14 protein-coding genes are annotated in these 22816 nt (G+C 57.8%); 12 read left to right on the top strand and 2 right to left on the bottom strand.

Annotated elements, in window-relative coordinates:
• The first annotated feature begins 19 nt into the window (after positions 1-19).
• From BMX17_RS11075 to BMX17_RS11115, 9 genes are all read left to right on the top strand, one after another.
• The gene (locus tag BMX17_RS11075) at positions 20-6205 is read left to right on the top strand and encodes a hypothetical protein (protein WP_092659979.1); all 6186 of its coding nucleotides are present in this window, start codon (positions 20-22) and stop codon (positions 6203-6205) included.
• Positions 6202-7290, top strand: a complete 1089-nt coding sequence (locus BMX17_RS11080; RefSeq protein WP_211611325.1) for a DNA primase — start codon at positions 6202-6204, stop codon at positions 7288-7290. The genes BMX17_RS11075 and BMX17_RS11080 overlap by 4 nt, the downstream gene beginning before the upstream one ends.
• Positions 7291-7331: 41 nt before the next feature.
• A complete protein-coding gene (locus BMX17_RS11085; protein ID WP_139203479.1) occupies positions 7332-8906 on the top strand; it encodes a primase-associated protein in 1575 nt (524 codons plus the stop codon).
• A 3783-nt stretch (positions 8907-12689) separates the two neighbouring features.
• The gene (locus BMX17_RS11095; protein ID WP_092659985.1) at positions 12690-13127 is read left to right on the top strand and encodes a hypothetical protein; all 438 of its coding nucleotides are present in this window, start codon (positions 12690-12692) and stop codon (positions 13125-13127) included.
• Positions 13128-13867: 740 nt separating this feature from the next.
• The gene (locus BMX17_RS11100) at positions 13868-15307 is read left to right on the top strand and encodes a single stranded DNA-binding domain-containing protein (RefSeq protein WP_092659987.1); all 1440 of its coding nucleotides are present in this window, start codon (positions 13868-13870) and stop codon (positions 15305-15307) included.
• A gap of 973 nt (positions 15308-16280) precedes the next feature.
• Complete coding sequence (locus tag BMX17_RS26070; RefSeq protein WP_170845391.1) at positions 16281-16436, top strand: hypothetical protein; 156 nt, start codon at positions 16281-16283, stop codon at positions 16434-16436.
• Positions 16437-16638: 202 nt separating this feature from the next.
• Positions 16639-17148: a hypothetical protein gene (locus BMX17_RS11105; protein WP_092659989.1), complete on the top strand. Its 510-nt coding sequence runs from the start codon at positions 16639-16641 to the stop codon at positions 17146-17148.
• Between the two features lie 239 nt (positions 17149-17387).
• Positions 17388-18044, top strand: coding sequence for a hypothetical protein (locus BMX17_RS11110; RefSeq protein ID WP_092659992.1), 657 nt, complete (start codon positions 17388-17390; stop codon positions 18042-18044).
• Positions 18041-18229: a hypothetical protein gene (locus tag BMX17_RS11115; RefSeq protein WP_092659994.1), complete on the top strand. Its 189-nt coding sequence runs from the start codon at positions 18041-18043 to the stop codon at positions 18227-18229. The genes BMX17_RS11110 and BMX17_RS11115 overlap by 4 nt, the downstream gene beginning before the upstream one ends.
• A gap of 133 nt (positions 18230-18362) precedes the next feature.
• Here the strand turns inward: BMX17_RS11115 and BMX17_RS11120 are convergent, their stop codons facing one another.
• Positions 18363-19607 (bottom strand): RNA-guided endonuclease InsQ/TnpB family protein, encoded by a 1245-nt coding sequence (locus BMX17_RS11120; protein ID WP_092659996.1) that lies wholly within the window; start codon positions 19605-19607, stop codon positions 18363-18365.
• A gap of 179 nt (positions 19608-19786) precedes the next feature.
• On the opposite strand from BMX17_RS11120, the gene BMX17_RS27290 reads away from it, so the two are divergent.
• The 3 genes from BMX17_RS27290 (at position 19787) to BMX17_RS11130 (ending at position 21552) form a co-directional block, all read left to right on the top strand.
• Positions 19787-19915 carry a hypothetical protein gene (locus BMX17_RS27290; RefSeq protein ID WP_280141383.1) on the top strand — a complete coding sequence of 43 codons (129 nt, stop codon included), beginning with the start codon at positions 19787-19789 and terminating at the stop codon, positions 19913-19915.
• A 975-nt stretch (positions 19916-20890) separates the two neighbouring features.
• On the top strand, positions 20891-21214 hold the full coding sequence (locus BMX17_RS11125) for a helix-turn-helix transcriptional regulator (RefSeq protein WP_092659998.1): 324 nt from the start codon (positions 20891-20893) through the stop codon (positions 21212-21214).
• A complete protein-coding gene (locus tag BMX17_RS11130) occupies positions 21211-21552 on the top strand; it encodes a hypothetical protein (RefSeq protein WP_092660000.1) in 342 nt (113 codons plus the stop codon). Before BMX17_RS11125 ends, BMX17_RS11130 begins: the two co-directional genes overlap by 4 nt.
• A gap of 838 nt (positions 21553-22390) precedes the next feature.
• Here the strand turns inward: BMX17_RS11130 and BMX17_RS25085 are convergent.
• Complete coding sequence (locus BMX17_RS25085) at positions 22391-22807, bottom strand: hypothetical protein (RefSeq protein ID WP_139203480.1); 417 nt, start codon at positions 22805-22807, stop codon at positions 22391-22393.
• Between the last annotated feature and the right edge of the window lie 9 nt (positions 22808-22816).

The raw sequence follows: 22816 nt of genomic DNA on the forward strand, positions 1-22816 counted from the left end.
ACACTACGACACAGCACACATGGCCTCAAATCCAAACACGATCAAATTCGAGCCCCACAACAGCGGCGCAGATATCGGTTTCCGGACGAAGGAATTCATTCGCGTCACTCCCTCAACTGAGGAATTTGACGAGGGGAACGCAATCACGCACCTGCGGGCCCTGTTGGACATGAAGTCCGGATCAGGGTCGTGGCACCTCCCCAAGCTATCGTCCGACTCGGATGATCCGACGATTGAATTCCTGGCACTCACGGAAGGCGAAGGGCGTCCAATCGAGATCTACTACGGTGCGGATGCCGGTATCGCAGCCCTCAAAGACCGGCTGGAAGAGATTTACCCGAACTCCTTCGAGATCGAGCGGGTGAACATCGACGTCGAGCGCAAACTGAGCAAGCAGGTGTATCTCCCGGTCCCGAAATTCGTCGAACACCTGAAGGCAGGGAACCTTCGGCCCGACTACGACGATATCACGGTTTCGACCGGGAAGACGGATCTGCCTGTGGCAGCAGACGACGTTGACAAGCAATTCACCGACGAGCGATCGGCCGCTGGTGGAGGGCCAGCTGACCCCGACGACCTGGGCTCTGCAACGACAGGGGACTCATTCGTCGCTGACGTTCACGCCGAGGCATCGGAACACTATCACGTCGACTATACGGTCGGTGAAGACGGTGAGGTCGAGCCAGATGAGACGGATGTCCAAGTCAAAACAGACGCTGACCAATCTGAAGCCCAACCCGCACCCGAGTCTAAAACCCAGCCTGAAGACGAATCTACAGACACATCAGCCAACTCATCTGAAGAAGCATCTGCTAAGACGAATGGAGACCACGCCAAACCTGTAGAAACAGACGGGGATAGCACTAGCGAACCCGCAGAACCTCCGACCGAGGGCACAGCGGAGAGCAGTGACAGAGCCGAACAGACAGCCAAAAACGGGTCTGAACCACCAGAGGACGACAGTGAAAGCGAGGATACTGAGCCAAATCCCTCAGAGTCCGTTGAAAAAGACTCCAATGACCCCGACGATCCGAACCCGATGTTGGGGATCTTCGGAGATAAAGAGGAACTTGCCGAAGAAGAGACACCCTCTAGTGAAGACGCCACTGGTGGTACCTATCCTGTGAGTGGTGACGACGAGGACGGCGACGACAGCACAGACGACACCGCCTCTACCGACGACACGGATTCTGACGCAGACGACGATCCAGATGTCCGGAGCGACGGCGGGAAAATCCGGCCCAAATCCCACACTGGATCCAACGACTCCGAAGACAGGACGGACGGCAGCAAACAGGACGACGAACTCCACGGCGAGGACGTTCGCGAGATCGAATGGCTCGGTGACGAAATCGAATACACGGAGGACGGCACGCCGCTCCGCCACATCGACAACACGATTCCGCTCCAGAACGGGGATGTCGTTCTCCTGCACGACGAGTCCATCGCGCCTGATGAGAACGAATCAAAAGTTACCGCTCCGGGGCCTGTTGCAGTTGACGACGATCTCGTGCTAGTGCGGCCTGCCCCAGAGGGAACGTCCTCCGTCGCAGCGCGCTGGCGTGGCGAGGCCGAATGGCGCAACGACTGGATGACCACGCTCGGGTCCGACACCCGGTCCCCGGCGTCGAAGGCCAACCGTGGCACGATGATGGGGCAGGAAACCGCTGACAGCGACTTCAACCTGCCCGATCCCGATTCGATGCTGGGGCCGATCCTCAACGAACTCTCGAAATCCAAAGAGCCGCTGGCCTTCCAGGTGACGATCAACCGCAAAGAGGACTGGAAGTCCCAAATGCACAAGCGGAAGGTCGACGTCGAGGACAACACCGAAGCGTGGCTCAACAAGTTCTGGAACATGGTCGTCCATCAGGGCGACTCAAAGTCCGCAGAAGATCGTGAACTCAAACCGAACGAGCAGCGCCGGCTGGAGCTGATGGAAGCCAAGACGCCCAAGGAAACGTGGGAGGCAAACATTCGGGCGGTGATGCCGCTCACGACGGCCGCGCCGGGTGTAATCAGCGGGAAATCCGATATCGCATCCGCTGACAACACGACCGATGAAGAAAAGCGGACCCAGAAGTACGCCGAAGAAACACTCCAGACGATCAGTCGAGCCCTCAACGATCTGAGCGGTGCATTCTACCGGCTCGATTCAGAAGTGCTGACCCCGGATTCATCGTGGGGTCGGAACAACACGGACTCGATTACCGAGTACAAGAGCCTTCTAGAACGGAGAGTGAACACTGGCCGCGGTGAGGAGGGGATGGTCAAGAAGCTCATCACCGGGAAGCGATACTATCCCCACTTTGTGGTTGGCCCGGCAGAACTCCTGCCGCTGTTCACAATCCCACCAGAAGAATCACTTGCAGCGGAAGTCTACCGCAACACAATCGAGCGGCAGAAATCGGAAAACCCGCTTCCACGGCCGAACCCACAGCTGTTGGACGAGTATCGCGAGGGCCTCCCGGTCGGCTATCCGATCGACCAGCAGGGATACCCCGAAGAAGAGACCGCTCGCCTTCCCCCCGGAAAACTCACCCAGCACATCGCCCGGTTTGCCCGGACGGGGGCCGGGAAGTCGATTGCCGTGGAGAACGATATGCTCCACCTCGACGAAAACGTGGCTGGGCCGACGATCTTGATCGACCCCAAAGGCGACGGTCTCGCCGGCGAGTTCCTCCAGGCCTACTACAAGAAACACGAGAACCTGGACTCGGTGTACCACTTCAAAGCGCCCGATCTGATTCCGGCAATCTCCTTCTTCGATATTCGGCCACAGCTGGCGGCCGGGCGCGCTCGCGAGGACGCAATCCAGAGCAAGGTCCGGCAGTTCCACGAAGTAATGGCGATGGTCATGGGTCGCGAGGAGTACGAAGCGGCCTACGCAGCGAAAGACATCATTGCCTTCCTGATCACCGCGCTGTTCGACAAGGACAATAATCTGAACGGCGAGGACGAGGAGGGCAACCCGATGCCGGATCCGACCGACGACGCGTTCACACTCAAAGAATTGTACCTGGTAGCCAAGCGGATGACCGAACACAAGGAGGTTCCTAAAGCCCCCAACAGCGACCGTGACATCGAAAAGGTGCTCACTCGCCAGTTTGCCAAGACCGACCAGTCCTTCCAGAACTCCATGTCGGCGGTGTTGAATCGATTCGAGAAGGTCATGCAGGACCCCCAGCTCTGGCGGGCGATGAACCACGTCGCCGAGTGGGACCACGACAAAGGCGATTACGCAGATGACGCTGCTATCTTCGATTTCAGGAAAGTCATCGAGGACGACGACGCCGTGGTGCTGTTCGACCTCGGGCGGCTCGAAGAAGGCAAGCACGCCTTCTCGTCGCTCCTGCTATCTGTTCTCTGGGATGCCGTCCAGAAGCGGAACATGGAACAGCAAAACGAGTACGACAAGATTGTCAACCTCATCATCGAAGAGGCTGCGCCTATCACAGCAACCCGGCTGGTCCGGGAAGACTTGATCCCCGAATCCCGGTCGTTCGGGATGAGCCTCGAGTTCGTGATGCAGTATCCGGGACAGGTCAAAGAAGAATCCGAACGGGCCTACGAGGAACTGTTCAACGACATCCACACCAAGATTTTCGGCAACATCGAGAAGGAGATCAACGTCTCCGAGATCCTCGCGACGGACACAAAACCGCCCGAGGAGATGCAGAACAAACTCCAACAACTGCCGCCGGGTGAATGGATTGCATCCCTGCCGGCCTCGAAGTTCCACGGGCAAGTGCCCACGCCGTTCAGTGTCCGGGCGCTTGATATTCCGAGCGGGCATCCCGAATCGTCTGCGCCGCTCACGGAACGAGAACGCGACCGCTTCGAGGACGACTACGACAACCGATACGAGGCAACGCTCAAACAACACGCCGTTGACCGCCCGGAAGTCGTCGACACCGCCTACTACGACGGCGAAGTTCGATATCAGTCCAAACAAGACGGTTCACAGCAGGAGGATACCGGTGCGTCTGTAGACGGAGAGAGCCGAGCATCGGGAGCCCAACAGCAGGGCACAGAGGATAGCGACAACCTCAACGGACATATTGACGATCTTGAAAGCTTCTCTGATCGAGGCAGCCACAATACGACCGAAAGCGTTGGAGACAGTGTCTTTAACGACAGCAAGTCCGACGCAGAAGACGATCAAAACACAGGCCCAGTGGCGGCAGGTCCAACTACTGAAGGAACGCAAGACGACAGCAACTCCGACAACGGTGCAAAAACCATTCCTGGCAGTGTCGGTCTCGCCACAGAGTCGGAAACAGACACGGGTGAGGATGAAAAACCTCCCAACGACGGAAACGGGTCTAAGACCGATCTTACCGAAAATGGAGCGTCACAGCCAACGGGTGCCTCCGGAGCAGCCACTGTAGACCCTCCCAACGAGTCAAACTCTGACGCAGAATCCCAACACGAAGCAAAAGCAGCCGCGGAGGGCGCTGCCGAAGGGTCAGAACCAGACCCGGAAGAACCCGCACAGGAATCAGAGATCGAATCCGGCAAGAACGACACCGATGCGGACGAAGAGCAGGCTGATGAGCAGGGATTAAATTCAGTCACCGATCTCCCGGCCCACATCACACTCACCGACGACGAATTCTATGAGTGTACGATCTGTGGATCGCGGTTCGCTCCAAGCAAACCAACATTAGCAGCCCAGTGTTGCCAGTTCGACTCGCAGATGGCGGCAATCCACGTCGGCGGGTACATCAACGCCAAGTACGACGATAAATACGAGTTTGCTCAACACGTCCAGAAGTTGAACGACCAACGGCGACGGATCGGCCTCGATCCGATTGAAGAGGAATTCGTCGCTGAAGATGATTTCCCCGACCACCAGGACCACAACGTCGATGAGCTCCCGAACCGGGTCACATACCACGAGCCCGGAGAGTATCGGTGTGAAATCTGCCATTCCTACCACACAGCAGGGCGCTGGAAGCGTGCATTCGGTTGCTGCGATATCGAAGACGTAGAAGAAGCCCAGACGATCCTGAGCGGCATCTTCTACGAACACGACGTCAAATCAGTCAGGGAAATCCCCAGTGAACAATGGGCAGAAATCACACGCCAACTCACCACAGCAGCGAGTGATATCCCACTGTCAGAGCTTCAACGCGCACCAAAACCCACGGGTATCAATGCCGGTCCGTGGTGGGAAACCGCGTCGGTTGATCCCGACGATATGCCTGTTGAACCCCAGGATGGATATGGAACCACCGAAGACGAAAGTAGCGCCGAGACTGCCGACGAAGAGCATGAGTTGAGCGAAGACGAAGACCGCGAGATAGGTGAGGGGCTCGATTACGAAAGAGACACTGGGGCTGCCGAGACCGACAGTGACGATGGGCAGAGCGAATCTGTCTCTTTCACCGACACAGAGTCGGTGTTTGAAGAGTACACAAGAGAGAGGATCAAAGAAGCAGAAGCTGCGAAAGGATTGAACGAAGACGATAGGGAGTTTCTCGAAGCGGTTGCCCATGCGTTAGCAGATAAAGACCATCCGAAACTAGAGGGATACCATCTCCTTGACAGTATGAACAATCTCGTACAGAGGTTCACTAACCCACAGATTGAGGCCTTCAAGAAGATGGGGTATCTGCGTGAAGATGATACCTACCGTGCAAAGTACTACGATCTCACTGACGATGGGTGGCAGAGAGTCGAGTCGGTAACAAAGCCCACAAATACAGAAGGTGACGTTGGAGAGAACGTTGCCCACCGAGTCGGCGTTAAGCGTGTGAAATACTACCTCTTGGAGGAGAAAGATGCTGTTGAGTCTGTGGAAACATACCATCAGCCAGAAGGGGCCGACGAGGTCATTGACGTCGTTGGATACGGTGAGAACGGGAACGTCAAACACGTGGCTGAGGTGGAAACGGATTCAAACGATTATCAATCGATCCGTGACGACTGGAATACAATGGTTACACAGAACGTGCCCGCCCTGTGGGCCGTTCCTGACAAAGATGCAGCAGAGACAGTCCTCCGAGCGCTCAAATCCAAGGTTCCAGAGTTCAGAGAGAAAGACTACGGCGAATTGGAGTCGGTTGACCATATTTATCAAATTCGCGATTGGGCGCTTTTCGACGACGACGAGAATCGGATTCACGCTGCTGGAATCACTGATATCAAGTCTCTCAAATCAAACGCGTTCAAGGGCTTCGACCTGGAGGACTACGAATGACGTGGGAGTCGAGCGACCCTGCTGACATCCGGTCATATTATATCGACGAGTTCCCGGAATATCGCGAAAAACTGCCCAATTACATTGGACCACACACACCGACTGAATACGCGATTGCGTTCAGAGACGAACATCCAGTCTCGGGGAGTGGAATGCCCGATCGGGACTTCATCCGCCGGAGTACCTGGGCCACAGATGAGGACGGCTCACTCCAGCATAAACATTTCCCGTTGTTCTCCGAGCTACTGAATTTCATCCAGTACCCGGCCAGATATGATCCGCTTCAACGGATAGATGCCGACGCGCAGCTGGTTGATCCCGCTGTCCCGGGTATTGATAGTGACCCTGTTTCAGCGGCAGTCTACTACAGCGCGACACTCCACGAGGGGCCGTGGCAGTTGTTCATCGATATCGACGCCAAAGATGTCGCAGCCGAGCGTGCAGCGGACGCATACGGCGAGAAGGCTACCAGCCTTCGCGATGATGAGCTTCGTCGGAAGGCGGGTATCGTCGACGAACCACCCGCCGGCAAGCACTACGCGTTTCAGGATATTCGCCAGTCGCTAGAGTATGGATTCACGGTCAAAGGCATCCTTGAGACTCAATTCAACGCCAGTGTCGTGGAAGTGCGGTACTCTGGGCAGGGGTGTCACGTCGTCGGTCTCGATGCAGATAGCGCCCACCAATACGACACAAAAGCCCGCACTGTGATCGCGACGCTCATCGAAGAAGAGTTCGGGATCCCGATTGACGCGGAAGTGACGCCAGATCGTTCGCGTGTCATGCGGCTGCCTTACTCCCTCCATTCGGAGGTATCGCGGATTGTAACTCCCATTTCATCACCGGATTTTGACTTCCGGGAAGAGGCGACTCCAGAGTTCCTGGACACAACTCATCGGGGTGGACACGGTGGTGGGGGTGACAGCACCAAGTCCACAGAAAGCGATGGGGCAGACCCCGACGCGGACGGGTCGGGTGCAATGACACCAGACGGGGCTGATGAGGTACTTCAGGAGTCCAATAGCGGGGGGAGCGATAGTAGCAGCACCGCTCACACCAAAGACAACACGACTACGAACTCATGAGCTCGGAGCAATCCAAACACGACGTCGGAGAGAAATATACGATGGACGCAACGGAGAGCCTATTAGCTGCATACCGAACGGCTGCTCTCCCAGTCGAATACACGGGATCTGCCCATCGGACGCTCTATGATCGAGGGCTTGACGTTCTACAAGAGCGTCACAGTATCTCTCAAATCGATCAACCTCAATCAGAATCCGGCAGTGGTGATTCTGATGGGGCCTCATTGGACCTGCATGGGCTGATTGATCGGTTTGGGACGATTGCGATTGATCGCGGGCTTGATCGGAAAGTAACGGGAGAGCCCCCATTCCGGGATCCTGCCGTCCTCGCCACTACAGCCACACTCGCGAGCTATATCATCACGAACCAGGAGAAGTACAAGGGCGTCCCGGAGAAGAACAGCAAACTGCTCACGGATATTCGTGATTACTACATCACACGCCTGACGCGGATGATCCGGGAACACAACGACCAGGACATCATTCTACAGGAACTCGCAGAGGTTCTCTACAGTAAACCAGAGCCAGAAGACGGACCGATCCCAAGTCGGATTTGCACGGACGTACGGGAAATGGATGAGTTTGGAGGCCGATTATACCTCGAAATACCCGTGGCCTCTGCCTCCCCACAGTGTCTCGTCTACCGAAGTGATGGCAGTGTCGGGGCCCGATACAACGCCGACACAGGAGAGAAAGAAGGCGATCTGCTGACCCACACCAAAGATAACCACCTGTACGTCCCGGCGGTACACGCAGAATACAAGCTTCGCGAACGGCTCAAAGACGACTTCTTTGCCCTGTTGTTCTCGATAGAAGACACGCTCGGCGACGAACAACAAGAATGGTTCCTCAATGGCGAGTACGGGATGGTCAAGGAACTTGAAAAGTGGGTCCGGACCGGACAAAACCAGCGGATCTACAACGACTGGGACCCCGACACGCAGTTCGCGCGCACCATTGAAAACGCAATCGGAGACGCTGACAGCTATCAGACCGGGCAAACCTTCACCCTCTCCGCGCTGTACGAGATCCTTTCAGAGTACGAGCCTGAACGTGACTGGGAGAAGAAACGGCTCCGCCGGATAACAAGCCCTGAAGCACTCCATGAGAGCCTTGACGCTGTGATTGAGTCTATGCCGACCTGGGAACGGGTCACGACAGGCACCGAGACAGACGCCTACTACATCGACGAGACATCCAGTCAGTACAAAGAGGTCCACGTCGACGAAATCAGCGATCTCTTTGAACTTCCCTGCTTTCAGAACCTGCGAGACAAACTTCACCAGCAGCCTCCAGTCCGCAAGTGGCTGTTCAGTTTCGTCCGTCTTTGCAGCTGGCTACCACAATATTACGACGCCGATGACGAGAAGCTCGTCCAAGACATCAAAGACATCTTCTCACAGTTCCCGTGGTACGACGAAGCCACGACAGAATACCAAACTCGGTACGAACTCTCCAACACGATCGCCGGCAACACCCCGCTCCCAATGCACTGTGACAACGACACGATGCAGCTATTTTGCATCGGCCAAGAGACGTGTGACTACAATATCTACAGTTCTATCGACTTCGATAAAGAACTGTACCAAGAGATTGACGAGCGAAATTCGTCGTAGTCCGGCGTTAATTTTCCCGGAATAGCGCACCTTCTCCATTGGGTTTCCCGGTAAAAATAGCCCCTGTCTTCCGCCAATAATCACCACAACCCACGCAATCAGTAACAAACTTAGCCACGCGGAGTGGGTACGATCATAGCTGGATCATCGATAATTTATCCATATATCTCTGACAGAGAAGTAAAAATATTATAATCGATATTGTCTGAGTGAATAGTTGGAACTAGCGTATCAAATAGAGAAAGCACCCGTGGCACAAACATAGATTATCAGATACATGGGCCACTCAGCCATTCACGGCGGTGGGTCTCTCAGCGTTCGTCCCAGCACAATCAGACAAGTCCAACTGTCGATCATGCTCACAAATCAGACTCCTATCCGCTCTCACGCCGGTCAGGTTCATAGATACATACACAAAAGAAATAGCAAAATGATTCTACTATACAAGTCGATTACACTGCGAATACGCAATTCAATGTATTGAGTTATAGTATAAGATATAGGCAGAATAGTGGTGGACTATTTCACCGGGTTTGCACAGTTGCTCGCACACCCCATCAGAACGTGTGTAGATCTCGGGATTAATTTCTCAGCGGCGGTTCTCGCACACAACCGCTTATTCATACTGCCTACTCCCTAAATTCTACTTTAGCTGATGATATCCATATTACCGATACCAACTAAGAACAATTAGAAATTGTAATGAATATAGTCTGCACCTCATATCAACAGTGTGGTAGGCAGACACAGCTGAAGAGAGTGGTGCAGGGATCGCCCGAATCAAGATATTAATTTGTCTTACTGCCAATTTGTTAATGTTAGAAATGATCTTTATTTATTTTATACTTATTTGAGCAGGGCAGATATCGCCATGCTACCGGAAACTGATCTTATATCAACTCTCTTACTATGCTTTCACCGTCGCGCTCAAAGAGCCAGTGTGGTCAGGCCCGGTGGTATGGCGTCGCACTGAGCGCCAATTCAGACTCAATTACCGACTATTATTCTAGTATAACGATTTTATATTAACGCTGTCGCCATAGTTCACATTATGTCTTTAATTAGAACAATGATTCTATGGACCGTCCTAATTTTTCGTCTTTTGTGCGCTTCTATTATGCCCGCATTCAGAGAACAGTATGGGCGTATCTCTCCATTCGATTATCCAGTTTAGCTCCAGAACCGAATGGAACTGAGATATCTGCTGGCGACGATCTTATGTTCCGAAGTTGTCTCGACGTGACTAAACTCTTGGTTAAATCAAACCAACGGCTTTCATCTAATCAGAACAGGCAGTATATTATGTGTTCTAACAACAGATTATAGGTGGAAATAACCCTTCTACGAGTACGGAACAACTACCACAGATTCTGTCGAAAATGTGATTATAACACAGAGGATTCCTAACTCTCACTTCACCCTCCCATTCGGTCACAGCTATAACAGACATACTGCTACGAGGGAGTTCCAGCCACCCGATCGTCACAAGACCCAGATCTCACATCCACTGACACAGAATGTTAGACCCAGCGTCGTCAGAATATCTCGAAAATCTGAAACCCGAATCTGAGACCGACTCTCTTTAGCCGGAGACCGGATAAACACCCGTTTCAGAACTGTAAAAAACATATTTCCTCTCAAAAATGCTCTTGTAGGAAGTGTAGGTAATGAATCCATCGGTGTGGAGGTGAAATATTGATACAGACGGTCCATGTCGGCTATAGAATCCATTTTCACCATTATTTCACTTGTGGCAGGTAGAAATATCTTTGTTTGTGCCGCCCAGACACGCAAAAACACGCAGTGCAGGTGTTCAAATCCAAATACTAACACAGTTCTCCACGCTCAGCACGCTTACGTTCCCGAAAACAGCCGAATTACGAGTGGGATTACACGACAGTCCCCCAAATCGCCACTTTCAGCACGCTTACGTTCCCGAAAACAGCCGAATTACGAGTGAAATTACACGACAGTTCCCCAAATCACCACTTTCAGCACGCTTACGTTCCCGAAAACAGCCATATTAGTGGTATTTCACCCCGGAACAGACAGATATATTATTATAATAATCTGACTTCGGGGCGAAAACGGGTATATTACACCGGCAAGATCCAAGAAAAACGCAATTTTGCGTTTTGAGAAAACAGGATAATATTACCTCCAGACGCAAATAACAGTCTTAGATTGCGTCTAAGGAAAGCTAACGGTTTTAGGTCCGGTTAAACTCTCAAACACCCCCCGATTTGCGTCCGAAAGAAAGGGTCCGGATGCGGGTAGAAGGAGGGGGTGACAAGACAGGCGGTGACAGGCGGGTGTGCAACCGGCCGAGAAGAGCGGGGGGTGTGAGGGGGAGATCGTACTGGTGGATACTCAGGATGCTGACACAGGCGCGTGGCAGCCAGCACGCTCAGACAGGCAGGGGTTGCAGGAGGTCGTCGAGGGTGGTCACCCATCGCTCGGTAGGGTGGGGACCCAGGCCGGGCGCGACAGCAGACTGGCTCGAGGATGGGTGGTGGCACTGGGGACAGAGCCAGTCTCAGAAACGTGAGAAAAAACGGGGACTCGTGTGTGCGGGACAGAGTGTGGAGACAAACAGCAGCGGATCACTCACAGGCGCGGTCGGACCGAGACGCTGGGCATGGAGATGGGACTACACTGGGACGGACCGCCAGGACGATCACGACGAGACTCCCCAGTGGTAGGAGCAACACTGGGACCGACACTACGATCGGGGCGGCCCCCAGGGGGACAGGCTTCGGTATCACTCCGAGTTCGACGACCGCGTCGAGGGCGGTGGTGATGGAGACCGCCCACGCCCTCGCGCCGACGGGTCGCCGCGGCTCGCTGCGCGCCGCGGTCTGGACTCGGTCGCAGGCTCCCTCGCCAGCTCCGCGGTGCTTTCGTCGCCGGGGCAACGCCCTCGGCGCTCGCCCGTGTGTCCACCAGGTGATAGTCTTGGCCAGCCGAAACAAACGGGTGGTCCCCGCCTACGCTTCCGAGTGGGGACCAGCCAGTCGCGACATCCCGCAACACGGGACCGCCAACAGTGGACTGTTCGGCCAGTTGAAACCCTCTGAGATGTGAGAGAAACGCGCCGTTCGAGTGGCCCCCGGCTTCGGCACCCGATCGGCTCTCGCTCTCCACGGCCCGAGCGCTCGCGTCCTCCTTGGCGCCGTCGCTCGCACCCTCCCGGTGCGCCATCGGGTAAGCCCGTCGGTTGCGCCCCTCGGCGGCTTTCGCGTTCCAGTGCTTGGTGCCGGCGAGTGTGCCGCGCTGACGCGCGTTTGCCTCACCGACAGTCGCACTGGACACGGGCCGCCAGTCCGGGCCGGACACGAGCGGGCTTATCCCGATGGTCGCTCGGCGCCGGCGTCGTTTGGCGCGCGCTCTGGTTGGGACCCATCCCGACGGCGCGTCACCTCGCCCCCAAGGGGGCTCGGTGCGGCGCGAGGCGACGCGCCTACAGGTGTGAACTATGAACGGAGACAGACAGGTTAGCGTTCCGAGTACTGACAGTGAAACGGAAGCGACGACCGACACGGCGGATGCGGTGGCTCGCCAACTCGCCCACCAACGGAAGCGGCGGGCGAAAGAGCAGGAAATCGAATCAGCCGTCAGCCAAATTGAGTCCGGGCGAGGTGCGTAGACCCATGAACGAAAACAAGACTTGCTGTGACAATCCAGATATCGTGGAGTTGCCCAAGCGCCGGTTCAAACTTCCCGACGCCAAAACTCGAGACACGTGCCGGGAATGCATGAACTGCGGTCAAATCCTCGACTAACATGAACGAACCCTGCGAAACGGAAGGTTGCGAGAAGAGCGCGAAATTCACCGTCGTCTGTCCCGCCGACTTCGAAGGCTCGGCGGTCGATGGCGAACTGGGATTCTGTTCGGAAGCACACAAGGACGAGACCTGCAGCAACGACGAGCGGTTCCCAATCTTCGCCGACGAGAAAGACTACCTGCGGTACCAACCAGAGGATCCGACGATCGTTCGTCACCTCGATCTCCAGCCAGTGACAGTGACTGGTCGGGAACGGTGTCCCTCCTGTCGGGCAGTCGGGACGCTGGAACAGACGTCGAAGGCAGACGCGCCGGACGATGGCCACTCCCCCGAGCTGGAGTGCACGGACTGCGAGTGGGTCGGAACGGCGGATGCCGAGCAGGCAGACCTGGGCGGGATCCGATGCGTCCATCCCTCCCAACTCGCCGAAGCGTAGCCCTCTCGCCACCTCGTCTCTTTTTTGCTGGGAGGCCAGCCATCGACTGGAGCGGTGGCAGCCACGCGCTTCGTCCCTCGCTCTCAGGTTCGCTCGGTCGAGCGCGGACTGCGCTCCATCGTGCTCACTCCCTCCGGTCGTTGCGCGCGATCCCCTCTCTGTCTTGGCCGGCTACAGCAGGGCCCCCAGCCAGACGCGTCTCGGACACGTGGACCGCGACGGCTGACTGGCCCGATGGCGGACGGGGCGCGGGGGCATAGGCCCATGAGCCTGATCTCCCGGGAGCGGATGGTCTCGCGATGCGACGGGCCTGGAGTTGCGCGGCGCTGGCGCGCCGCGCGCCGCCCCGCTCCGCCCCGCCCTGCGGTGGATGCCTCTGGCGCGAAGCTGGCCGTTCCCTGCGTCTCTCTCCCTCGCCACACGAGACTCCCCGAGGCCGTCGGCCTGCCCCACAGGAACCCCATTTGTTGCACACGTCGGCTGTCCCAAAGCATCCCATAGTGGGACACTGAACCGTTAGCATGATCTGACGCTGGGACAGCCATCCAGCGCTCACGACCCAACCCTGTGCCGCGGCGCGGATCGCCATTCGGGAGTCGGCCCTGCCGGATCAGGCCGGCTGGCGGCTTCTCTCGCCCGTCATAGTCCATCCTACAGGCTAAAATGGAATTCTGTCCAGAGATGAAGCGCGTAGTTGAGGTTGAGGCGATTGGAGTGACGGAATTCCAGAGTTGACTACTATGAACCGCAAACAGCTTACCGGCCCAGACGGCAAGACGCAGAAAGTTACGGATACCAACCCGAATGCGATCACGGATCGGGAAATCTACGAGGAACTTAACTACGCACCGATCCAGGTCATGCACGAGTCTCCGGGCAGCATGTCGGTGCTGGGCGAACTCCACATGGACAACATGATCGAGGGCGCTGAAGACGACGGTGAAGTCTTCGTGGCGACGTGGCTGCAGGAGGCCAAAGCCGACGATGACTTCCGAGCCACCTCACCCAGCGAAGTCGATGCGTTCGGTCGTCGCCCCGGCGAGACGCGCGAGCAGTGGGAAGCGCGGGTCAACGGTGTCCAGTCCACGGTCGGCCAGGAGTCGGAACTCCCCGAGGAGCGCGAACGGGCTCGCGACTTCGAGGACCGGCAGGGCAATCGCGCCGAGCAGAACCGGGAAGCGATGAGCGCCTACGCGGATGCCTGGCAGGAGGACTTCGAGGGGCGAGCGAAGGCTGGTGGCTCCTTCGAGTACTCTGGTCTCCACGACCGGGACGGCCAAGAGGCTGACTCGGACCCGCGCCGGACGCTCTCTCAGGAGGAACTCGCGCAGGTCAACGAGGCCATCGAGAAAGCGTGCGACGACATCGGCATGGCGGCTGACAAGAAGACGGTCGGTCGCGCGGTCGCTCGGGCGTTCCAGCGTGGCCATCACATCACCACCGCCATCGAGATCGTCGTCGGGCGCTACCGGGAAGGCGAGTACGGCATTCGCCCCATCGACTCGATCGAACCGTGGATGGCCCGGTACGACACGATGGCCGTCACGGTCCAGGGCGAGGTCGTGGACGCGTACGAACCCTTCCAGAACAATCAGTACCAGGTCCTGAAAATCGACGACGGCACGCAGACGATCAAGTGCACGGTCTGGAAGCAGGCCGTCCACGGGCGCAACCACCGGCAGGACGACCCCGAGTACACGCCGCCGCGGGTCGGCGCGGAGGTCATCGTCGAGGACGCTCGGGTGAACGCCTTCGGCGGTGGGAAGGTCGCACTCGGGTTCATCAAGAACCAGGACCTCTGGACGGAAAGCCGGATGCACATCCTCGAACAGGGTGACGGTGAACTGGTGACGAACACGCCGGACGTGGAGGCCAGCAACGGGCCGGCTGACGGCTGTGCCGTCACCGACGAGGACGCCCTGAAGGCGCAGGTCGAAAAGCGCGAACGTGGCTACCACAACGCGCCCCAGGAGTTCATCGGCATCGAGGCAGACCCGGACGAAATCGGTGACTTCAGCGGTGGCGAACACAGCGGGCCTGAGACCTACCGGTTCGACGCGGCGTCGTGCCCGGACTGGTTCCTCGAACAGGACGAGGTCGAAGTGCGCGAACGCGACGGTGACACGGACGAGACGGCCGCACCGAAGGCGGAGTCGCCATCGCCCGGAACGGCTGACTGACGACGCCGGCACTCCCGGCGGTCTTTTTTTATGCTACACTCGGAAGGCACTGGGCGACAGCGATGGAGTGCCATGTTCCGTAACGGTCCCGCCGGGGGGTCACCCCCCAAGGGGGCTTCGGGGGAGCGCAGCAGCGCTCCCCTTCCCCCCTTCGCGGATCTAAGATCCGCTCACCCCTGACAGTCCCGGGGCTCTGGGGCACGCTCCACTTCGGCCTGCTCGCTCGCTCAGCCCGCAAGCGAGCGAGCTTTCCCTCAGTCCAAGTCGGCTGTCCGCTCTCTCGCTATCACAATCGTTCGCCACTGGGGCGTGACCGGAGCGCTGCGCTCACGTTCGTTCGCGAGCGGTCCATCGTGCTCGCTCCCCCCGGTCGCTGCGCGCGATCCCGCCTCACGGAGCTGTCGCCATCGCTCACTCCGAGGGAAGGGACTCGCAGCCAGTTGCGGTACTGCGATGGGGGTGAGCCATGTTCGACACGTTGGCGAGTTGTCTGGAAACGGAAGACGAACAACCGGATGAGATCGAGTACACGCCTTCGCAACGGGAACGTAACGTGCCGACACAAGCACTCCTAGCCGAGCGAACTGGCCCCAAACCGCCGTACTGTCGGCCAGACGACTCGGACGTGTCCACCAAGCCTTCGAGTGTCCGGCTGTGGCACTCGCTGGTCGCTACGATCCAAGATCGGCTCTCCCTCGGAATCTCCTCTTCAGGCAGCAACTAACGTCCCGGGCCGGTGTGTCTTTTTTCGCCCTGATCCTCGCCATCGGCTGGAGCGGTGGCAGCCACGCGCTTCGTCCCTCGCTCACGAGTTCGCTCGGTCGAGCGCGGGCTGCGCTCCACTCCCCTCCGCGCCACAGGCGCTCCGGGGAGTCCCAGACCACCGCCACCATGTTAGCGCTTTGTGCTATCCTGCGAGTCTGCTCTCGCCAAGCGCGTTGAGGCTCCGCGAAGGGAGTGAGGCAATCCGGACATGACTGGCGATCGTTCCATCTCCGTTAGCAGTGCCGACAGTACCGACAGCACCACCACCGACACGGCCGACCGCGTCGCCCAGCAGCGGTACGTCCAGCAGTCTCAGCGGCAGGTTGAACTGGCGGTCGCAGACATCGACCTGGAGGGGATCTAGATGGCGAAGTACGAGTGCAGCAACGGGCACGTCCGTCGCGACTACGACAACGGCGACGGCTGTCCGCCCGATCGGCGCTGTGTCGACTGCGGTGCGCCCTGCAGCCGCGCTTGGGGACGAGCCTGAGCCACTGTTCTCGTCATCGCCCCCCGTGAAACGTCTCGTTCGCTCGGTGACCACCAGCCAAGACTCACTCATAGCAATGTCCAGACATCAGCAGCAGCTTGACCCAGCAGTCGAAGAACGCATCGCGGAGATCGACCGGACTACCGAGGGCCCACACCTAGATCCCCTCGGACAACTCGGCCCGGTTCCCGTCCCGAACAACAAAGACACGGCAGCGGTCGAACAGCTCGTGGACGCGTGGTTGGTCGAGATGACCGCTCGCGACGACGTCGTCATCCAGTACACGTCGCCCAGAGCCAACGGCAACGTACTCATCCAGTATCTCGATATCACGCTGTTCAGCGACGAAGTGCCGCCAGGAACCCAGTACGTCCGCTTTTCCCGACTCGCTTCTGGCCATAGCTCGTGGACTCGCCGGCAACTCCACCGGCACGAGCTGGTCCAGGAACTCACCGATCGGCTGACCAGCTGGACGCCGATGAACACAACGCCAGTCTCCTACGACGGGACGTTCGACTGGCTGGAAATCGGCACCCGTGACGAACTCGGATCGCCGATCACAGACGATCCCGATCCGAGTCGGTAGCGACTACCGCCGCTCGCTTTTTTCGCTCTGATCCTCGGCACCGACTGGAACGGTGGCAGCCACGCGCTACGTCCCTCGCTCACGAGTTCGCTCGGTCGAGCGCGGGCTGCGCTCCACTGCCCTCGCTGTCGCTCGGGCAGTCCCAGACCGCGTCGGCTCGCCAATCGTCTGCGCTTCCCGGAAGAGGGGCCCCTCTCAAGCGCGTTGTGGCGCGGCGAGGGGAGTGAGGCAATACGGACATGTCTGGCACGCAGACTCCCGACGGACAGCATCGCACCGCTGACTACCGAGACGCACTGCAGCGCGCTCCGGACCGACTCGACGACGTTCCAGTGGGCGCACTCGTGGACCTCGGAACGTTCACCCACCGCGGGAAGGAGGTCCGGCCCGCTCGCGTCGTGGACTACCTCGCGGCGGCGCTGATGAACAGAGCGTACGACGACGACGGTACCGAGCGCACCGAGAGCATGTCGGAGTTGGAGGCAGTGGACGCGCTGATCCACGACCTCCGGATGAAGTTCCCGACGTGGTTCGGCAACTTCGAGTCCGCTCACGCGGCCATCACGCCGGGCGAAGCGGACATCTCCGAACACACGCTGTGCAGTTCGGAGATTCGTGACCGCTACTTCGGCGAGTCGATCAACCCGGAAACGCACGATATCGACCCGACGGACCGTGAGTCCGTCCGTAGGGTGGTCGTGCCGTTCGCTGCAATCGCGCTGGACGAACTGCGAAGCCAGATGGCGGCTGATTCTGCGGCCCAGACAGACGCCGCTCAGCGGCGCGTGAAACGGACGGTGATGGAGACGGTCCACGAGGGGACCCTCTCCGAACGCGAGGTGCTGGACGCCGTCTCGGCTGGCCTGCAGGCTCTCGAAGACGGGGGGCAGCGATGAGCGACCGCGCACCGCAGACTGTCGGCCGCTTCGACCACCCGCTTCGAGCCGACGGGTCGGGCGCAGTCGACGGCGTCACCGAATGCGAAGTGTGTGGCGGCCCGGTCGAAGAGGCCGAAACCGACGTGAACGGCCGGCCGACGACGGCCGCCCAGTGCGAGGCCTGCGGCTACTTGCACGTGTAAACTACCCCACCCTACTTCGCTCACCCGCAGGGGGTTCGCTCGTGGAGGGTGGGGCTTTGACGTGGACTCCCGTTCAGGCCACCGAGGGGTGGCACGGAGAGGCCCGTCTCCCCGTCGAAGGGGCTTTCGGTGCTTACACGTTCACGGTCATCGTCCCGCCATTCAGCGCTATGTTTACAGATGCGCCTCCGTCGCCGCCAGTCTGGTTACGACGGAGTAGCCGCCGGCAGCAGCGCACTGCCACGTTCTTCGCAGCGTTGTAGTCGGCGTGATTCTCGTAGCCACACTTCTGGCACTCGAAGTGTTCTTGCGTAGGGCGGTTATCCTTGTGGGTGAACCCACAACTGCTGCATCGTTGTGAGGTGTAGTAGGCTGGCACCGTCGTCGCCTGCGGACTGCGCTCTAGTTCTTCAACCCCGATTCCGTAGGCGCTGGCCTTGTACTCAACGTACTCGTAGAGACGGTTGAACCTCCAGCGGTGGTGCCACGTTGCTCCTTTTGCCCGCTTACGGATATCCGTCAAGTCCTCGAAGGCGATCACCGAACAGTCGTGTTCGACCGCCTCCTCGACGATCTCGTTGGCGACGATGTGGAGATACTGCTTGTAGTACGCCGTTTCTTTCCTGCTGACGCGCTGGAGCGTGCGGTGGGCTTCCTGCGTGCCAGTTTGCTGGAGATCAGCCCGGCGCTGTTGGAATTCGCGGTGCCAGTGGTCGAGTTCGTCACCCGTCCAGAACCGCCCTGTTGACGCGACAGCGAGAGTTTCGACGCCGAGGTCGATCCCGAGGACTGTTCTGTTCTCGGGGACATCAGCGTTGGCTTGCTCGCTGTCGCTGTCGTCTTCGATTCGCTTGAAGCCGATGTGGAGCCAGAACTCGCCCTCGAACGGCTTATAGTGAAGTGTACTGGTACGAAACTCCCAGTCGTCACCGTTGAGGTACTCCTCGAACGGCGTATCTGTCCCGTCTTCAGGCAGCACGTAGTCAGCCTCGATGCGTCCATCCACGGTGGACAGGGAGACGTGGTCGTCGTGGAAGGTGGCGGCGCGTTTGTCGTACCGCGCAGTGTCGGCAGTGAACTCGGGTTGGCTGGTGTCCTCGTTCTTTTTGAGGCGTTCGACACCAGACTTGATGGCTTCGACGGCCTGGAAGATGGCTTGCTGGACGAGATTCGCGGTAAGGTCGTGGTCTGCTTTCAGGTCGTGGTACAGCTCGTCTTTGACAGCGTACTTCGCTGTTTGCTTGTAATCGTTCTCGTTCCAGCAGTGGTCGCTGGTCTCGTTGGCGATGTGTTTGTATTGGGAGATCGTGTCGAGAAGTGCGTCTCTGTCGCTGTCGGCCACGTCGAGTTTGACCGGCAGTGTGCGACGCACCTCCATACTCGTTTCAACGATTTCTATGTAATTAAATTCTTTTATTACGTAGTGGGGAGTTGGCCGAGTGCAGAGAACTGTGATTGTCGAGGGATGTGACGCGCTCCTCCCCTCCCTACTGCGCTGCTTGAGAGACTGCGGTCTCTCTGCGCTGCTCGTTGAGGAAGGGGGCTCCGCGCTGTTTTATGCTGAACGACTCGCGCGACAACCACCTCGACGACCGTGCCGTCGACGCCGAGCAACGCGACGATCTCGCGCTCGACACGGCCCACGACGACGCTGGCTACGCGACGCCCGATGCAAAGCTCCGGTGAGCAGGCACTTCGCTCGTAGCTACTCCCCCTCAAACGCGTAGACAACTCGGTCCTGTTTCCATGCACTCCATGTTCCCTCGTGCCAAACGCGATTCGAGTTGGGGAGCTGCGGGGGAAGTGGAGGATCGAGAGGAGATGTCGCAGTCAGCTGCCCGACTGACTCACCGACAGTCCTCGTCTCGATCTTCCGATCCCGCTGGCACCGGCCGCGTCGGGAGCTTTCCTCTCCCGATGTCGCCTTCGCTAGCACTCACACCTCTCCGATCTGGAGAGCGAAGCGATGCCAACGCCTGTCTGCGCCGGACAGTCCGCCACACCGAACGCCTGACGCGACGGCTACGTGGAGGTTCTCGCTCACAGCCCGGCGGGGCAACCGCCGCCTGTGGGCGCTTCACTGGGCCTGCCGCGTCCCTCACCCACTTTCCGTACCCTTCGCTAGACAGCCATCCAGCCGTTCGGTGGCCGGAACACGCCAGGAGCGCAGGCGAGGGCACTGCAACGCGACCGCACCGCAAAGTACGCTACGGCGCGCTGGCGCGCGCCGGACGCGGTCCATCCCCCCTCACCAACGGCACAGCCGGGTTCGGGGGGATCCGTGACCGCACCGCAACAGCACCGCAACCGCACCACACAGCCCCGCACGGCCCCACGACAGCACCGATAGGAGTCTGAGTGTGTTGTCTCTGGGAGTTGTGAGTGGCCGGTAAGGAGCCACTGCAGTCCCGCAGTGCCAACTCCGGACACGGTGGTGGGTCCTCTGTCCTCCAACCGCGGTACAGCGACCCAATCTGCCGCTACCCAATTTGCCGCTACCCAACTTGCGGCGACCCAGTGTGCTGCGACCTACTCTGTACCATTAGGCCCAGACAACCTCCCTACCTAGTTGAGGTGGTGTAATTGGATTTGCCAGCCAACAAGCGTGCAGAATGGCCACTCACCAAACGACTTATTACATCTTACAACAGTCTATTACACATGCCAATCAACATTGATCGATTTGAGAACGGGGCCGGAGATGCCCTTGATATCCAAGAGGGAACACAGCCCCACACGATTCTCACCTTTTTGGCGACCAATGACGATCAGGCGTTTACCCAGACCGAAATACACGACGCAACGGATATCCCCCGGGGAAGCGTCGGTGTTGTTCTGTCTCGGTTAGAAGAACGCGGACTGGTGCGACATCGAGGGCGCTACTGGGCAATCGCAGCAGACGACCGACTTGCCTCATACGCGGCACAGGGGGCTGCGAGTTCCACGTCAACGACGGATGATTATTACGGTGAGACCGACGGATGACCGACCAGTCGTATGCCAGAGGGACTGTCGTAAAGGGGCCAGATCTTCTGGGCCCACACGACTATCGCCCGTATGTCTGCCTGAGCACCTCTGATCCCCCATTTCGTGAGGAAGAAGCCGTCTATGCAGTTGTAACGACGACACGTCGGTCTGATGCAATCCCACTCGGATCTGCAGATTTCACGAGTGGTGGGCTCCCCCGTGCCAGTTACGTCAACCCGTGGGTCCTCGTTACAATCAAACACGCCGATATCCAAGAGAAAGAAGGGCATCTTGCGGCCGATACCGTTGACAAGATTGCACGTGAGGCAGCAACCCATCTCGGCGCACTGGATTGAGACTCAGCACTACGCTAGTAGTGTTCCGCAGTAGTGTTTGGATGTTTACACTGCAGTTAAGGGCGTGAGAGAACAGTCTCTAGAGTAGTTCATTTCAAGACTGCTGGAATGAATAGCCTGCTCAGTGTAGATGCATATTTACCTTCAGTGTGCAGAGAGGAGAACCAGTAGCGGCCAAATATATACATATACAAAGTTATAGTTACCAATAAATGGTAGATTGGCCAGCACTACGGACGAGACTTAGTGGGGCGAAAATACTCGTAGGAATGGGTGCCTGTCTGGTTCTGGTCGTCACCGCGTCAGTCACTACTGGTGCCTTTCCAGGACCGTGTAGTGACGGTTTATCATAGAACGGCCCCGTCGCCGAATTCAACACCACATATAATGAGACAACGGAGTCGGCATCAGTGCACTACATCGAGGGAGATACTCTAACCACGAAATGGACAGATTCTCTTATGCTACTCGCTTCAGCAGACACTGGTGATACTACCGAAACATATCCGCTCGCAACTACCGCTGGTGCGTTCCCGGTCACACCTAGCGATGAGTTTACAGTCAGTGATGTTACCGTTGCAGATCGTCCGCTCACTGAGGGAGATATTTTACGTATCGTATGGCGTGGCTCTGAGGAACCACTACCAGTTTACTGCCTAAATAGCCGGGACGACACAACCCTAGAGACAACACTCGCGAAATACGTGGTGGAGTGACCCACGGATTATCGAGTGTCTCTTGTGAGAGGCGCTCAACATCTGTGAAGCGCAGTCTCTGCACTGACCGACTGTCAAGCAGTAACCACACGCGATCTCTAACCGCTCAGTGCGTATGCGGACTAATCAGTATGGCAACTCGAGCTATCAATCGGACACTCAGCGTTATGCGCGTAAAATGATGTTTCCTGGTCCCCTACTTCAGCTATGACACTTACACAGCCGTCTTTATCTTCTGTATTGAAACTATTCCACTCCCCATCTTCATGACGGGCCATTACTGTTACTGGTGCATCTGGCCAGACACAATCGACCATAATCCAATCAGGGTCAACCGTCAATTCGCGGGTCTCCGTATGGACTACTTCATCGGTATCAGTGCGTTCTATTCGTAATTCTACTGTGACCTCTGTAGATTCTGTGTTTACGAAGCTGAATTCCTGCATTGTCGCATACTCCTTACTGTCCGTAGAGGAACAGCCCGCCAGAATGCCGATTCCCCCACCCGCAGTAATACGAAGGAACTGCCGCCGCTTCATGATTAAGAT

The organism is Halorientalis persicus (genome assembly GCF_900110215.1).
Lineage (GTDB): Archaea > Halobacteriota > Halobacteria > Halobacteriales > Haloarculaceae > Halorientalis > Halorientalis persica.

What these genes read in the sequence shown, in the direction of transcription:
- BMX17_RS11130 (WP_092660000.1), top strand. Translation starts at nt 21,211, where the DNA reads ATGACCGACCAGTCGTATGCCAGAGGGACTGTCGTAAAGGGGCCAGAT.
- BMX17_RS25085 (WP_139203480.1), bottom strand. Translation starts at nt 22,807, where the DNA reads ATGAAGCGGCGGCAGTTCCTTCGTATTACTGCGGGTGGGGGAATCGGC.
- BMX17_RS11100 (WP_092659987.1), top strand. Translation starts at nt 13,868, where the DNA reads ATGAACCGCAAACAGCTTACCGGCCCAGACGGCAAGACGCAGAAAGTT.
- BMX17_RS11120 (WP_092659996.1), bottom strand. Translation starts at nt 19,607, where the DNA reads ATGGAGGTGCGTCGCACACTGCCGGTCAAACTCGACGTGGCCGACAGC.
- BMX17_RS27290 (WP_280141383.1), top strand. Translation starts at nt 19,787, where the DNA reads ATGCTGAACGACTCGCGCGACAACCACCTCGACGACCGTGCCGTCGAC.
- BMX17_RS11075 (WP_092659979.1), top strand. Translation starts at nt 20, where the DNA reads ATGGCCTCAAATCCAAACACGATCAAATTCGAGCCCCACAACAGCGGC.
- BMX17_RS26070 (WP_170845391.1), top strand. Translation starts at nt 16,281, where the DNA reads ATGACTGGCGATCGTTCCATCTCCGTTAGCAGTGCCGACAGTACCGAC.
- BMX17_RS11105 (WP_092659989.1), top strand. Translation starts at nt 16,639, where the DNA reads ATGTCCAGACATCAGCAGCAGCTTGACCCAGCAGTCGAAGAACGCATC.
- BMX17_RS11115 (WP_092659994.1), top strand. Translation starts at nt 18,041, where the DNA reads ATGAGCGACCGCGCACCGCAGACTGTCGGCCGCTTCGACCACCCGCTT.
- BMX17_RS11095 (WP_092659985.1), top strand. Translation starts at nt 12,690, where the DNA reads ATGAACGAACCCTGCGAAACGGAAGGTTGCGAGAAGAGCGCGAAATTC.
- BMX17_RS11085 (WP_139203479.1), top strand. Translation starts at nt 7,332, where the DNA reads ATGGACGCAACGGAGAGCCTATTAGCTGCATACCGAACGGCTGCTCTC.
- BMX17_RS11080 (WP_211611325.1), top strand. Translation starts at nt 6,202, where the DNA reads ATGACGTGGGAGTCGAGCGACCCTGCTGACATCCGGTCATATTATATC.
- BMX17_RS11125 (WP_092659998.1), top strand. Translation starts at nt 20,891, where the DNA reads ATGCCAATCAACATTGATCGATTTGAGAACGGGGCCGGAGATGCCCTT.
- BMX17_RS11110 (WP_092659992.1), top strand. Translation starts at nt 17,388, where the DNA reads ATGTCTGGCACGCAGACTCCCGACGGACAGCATCGCACCGCTGACTAC.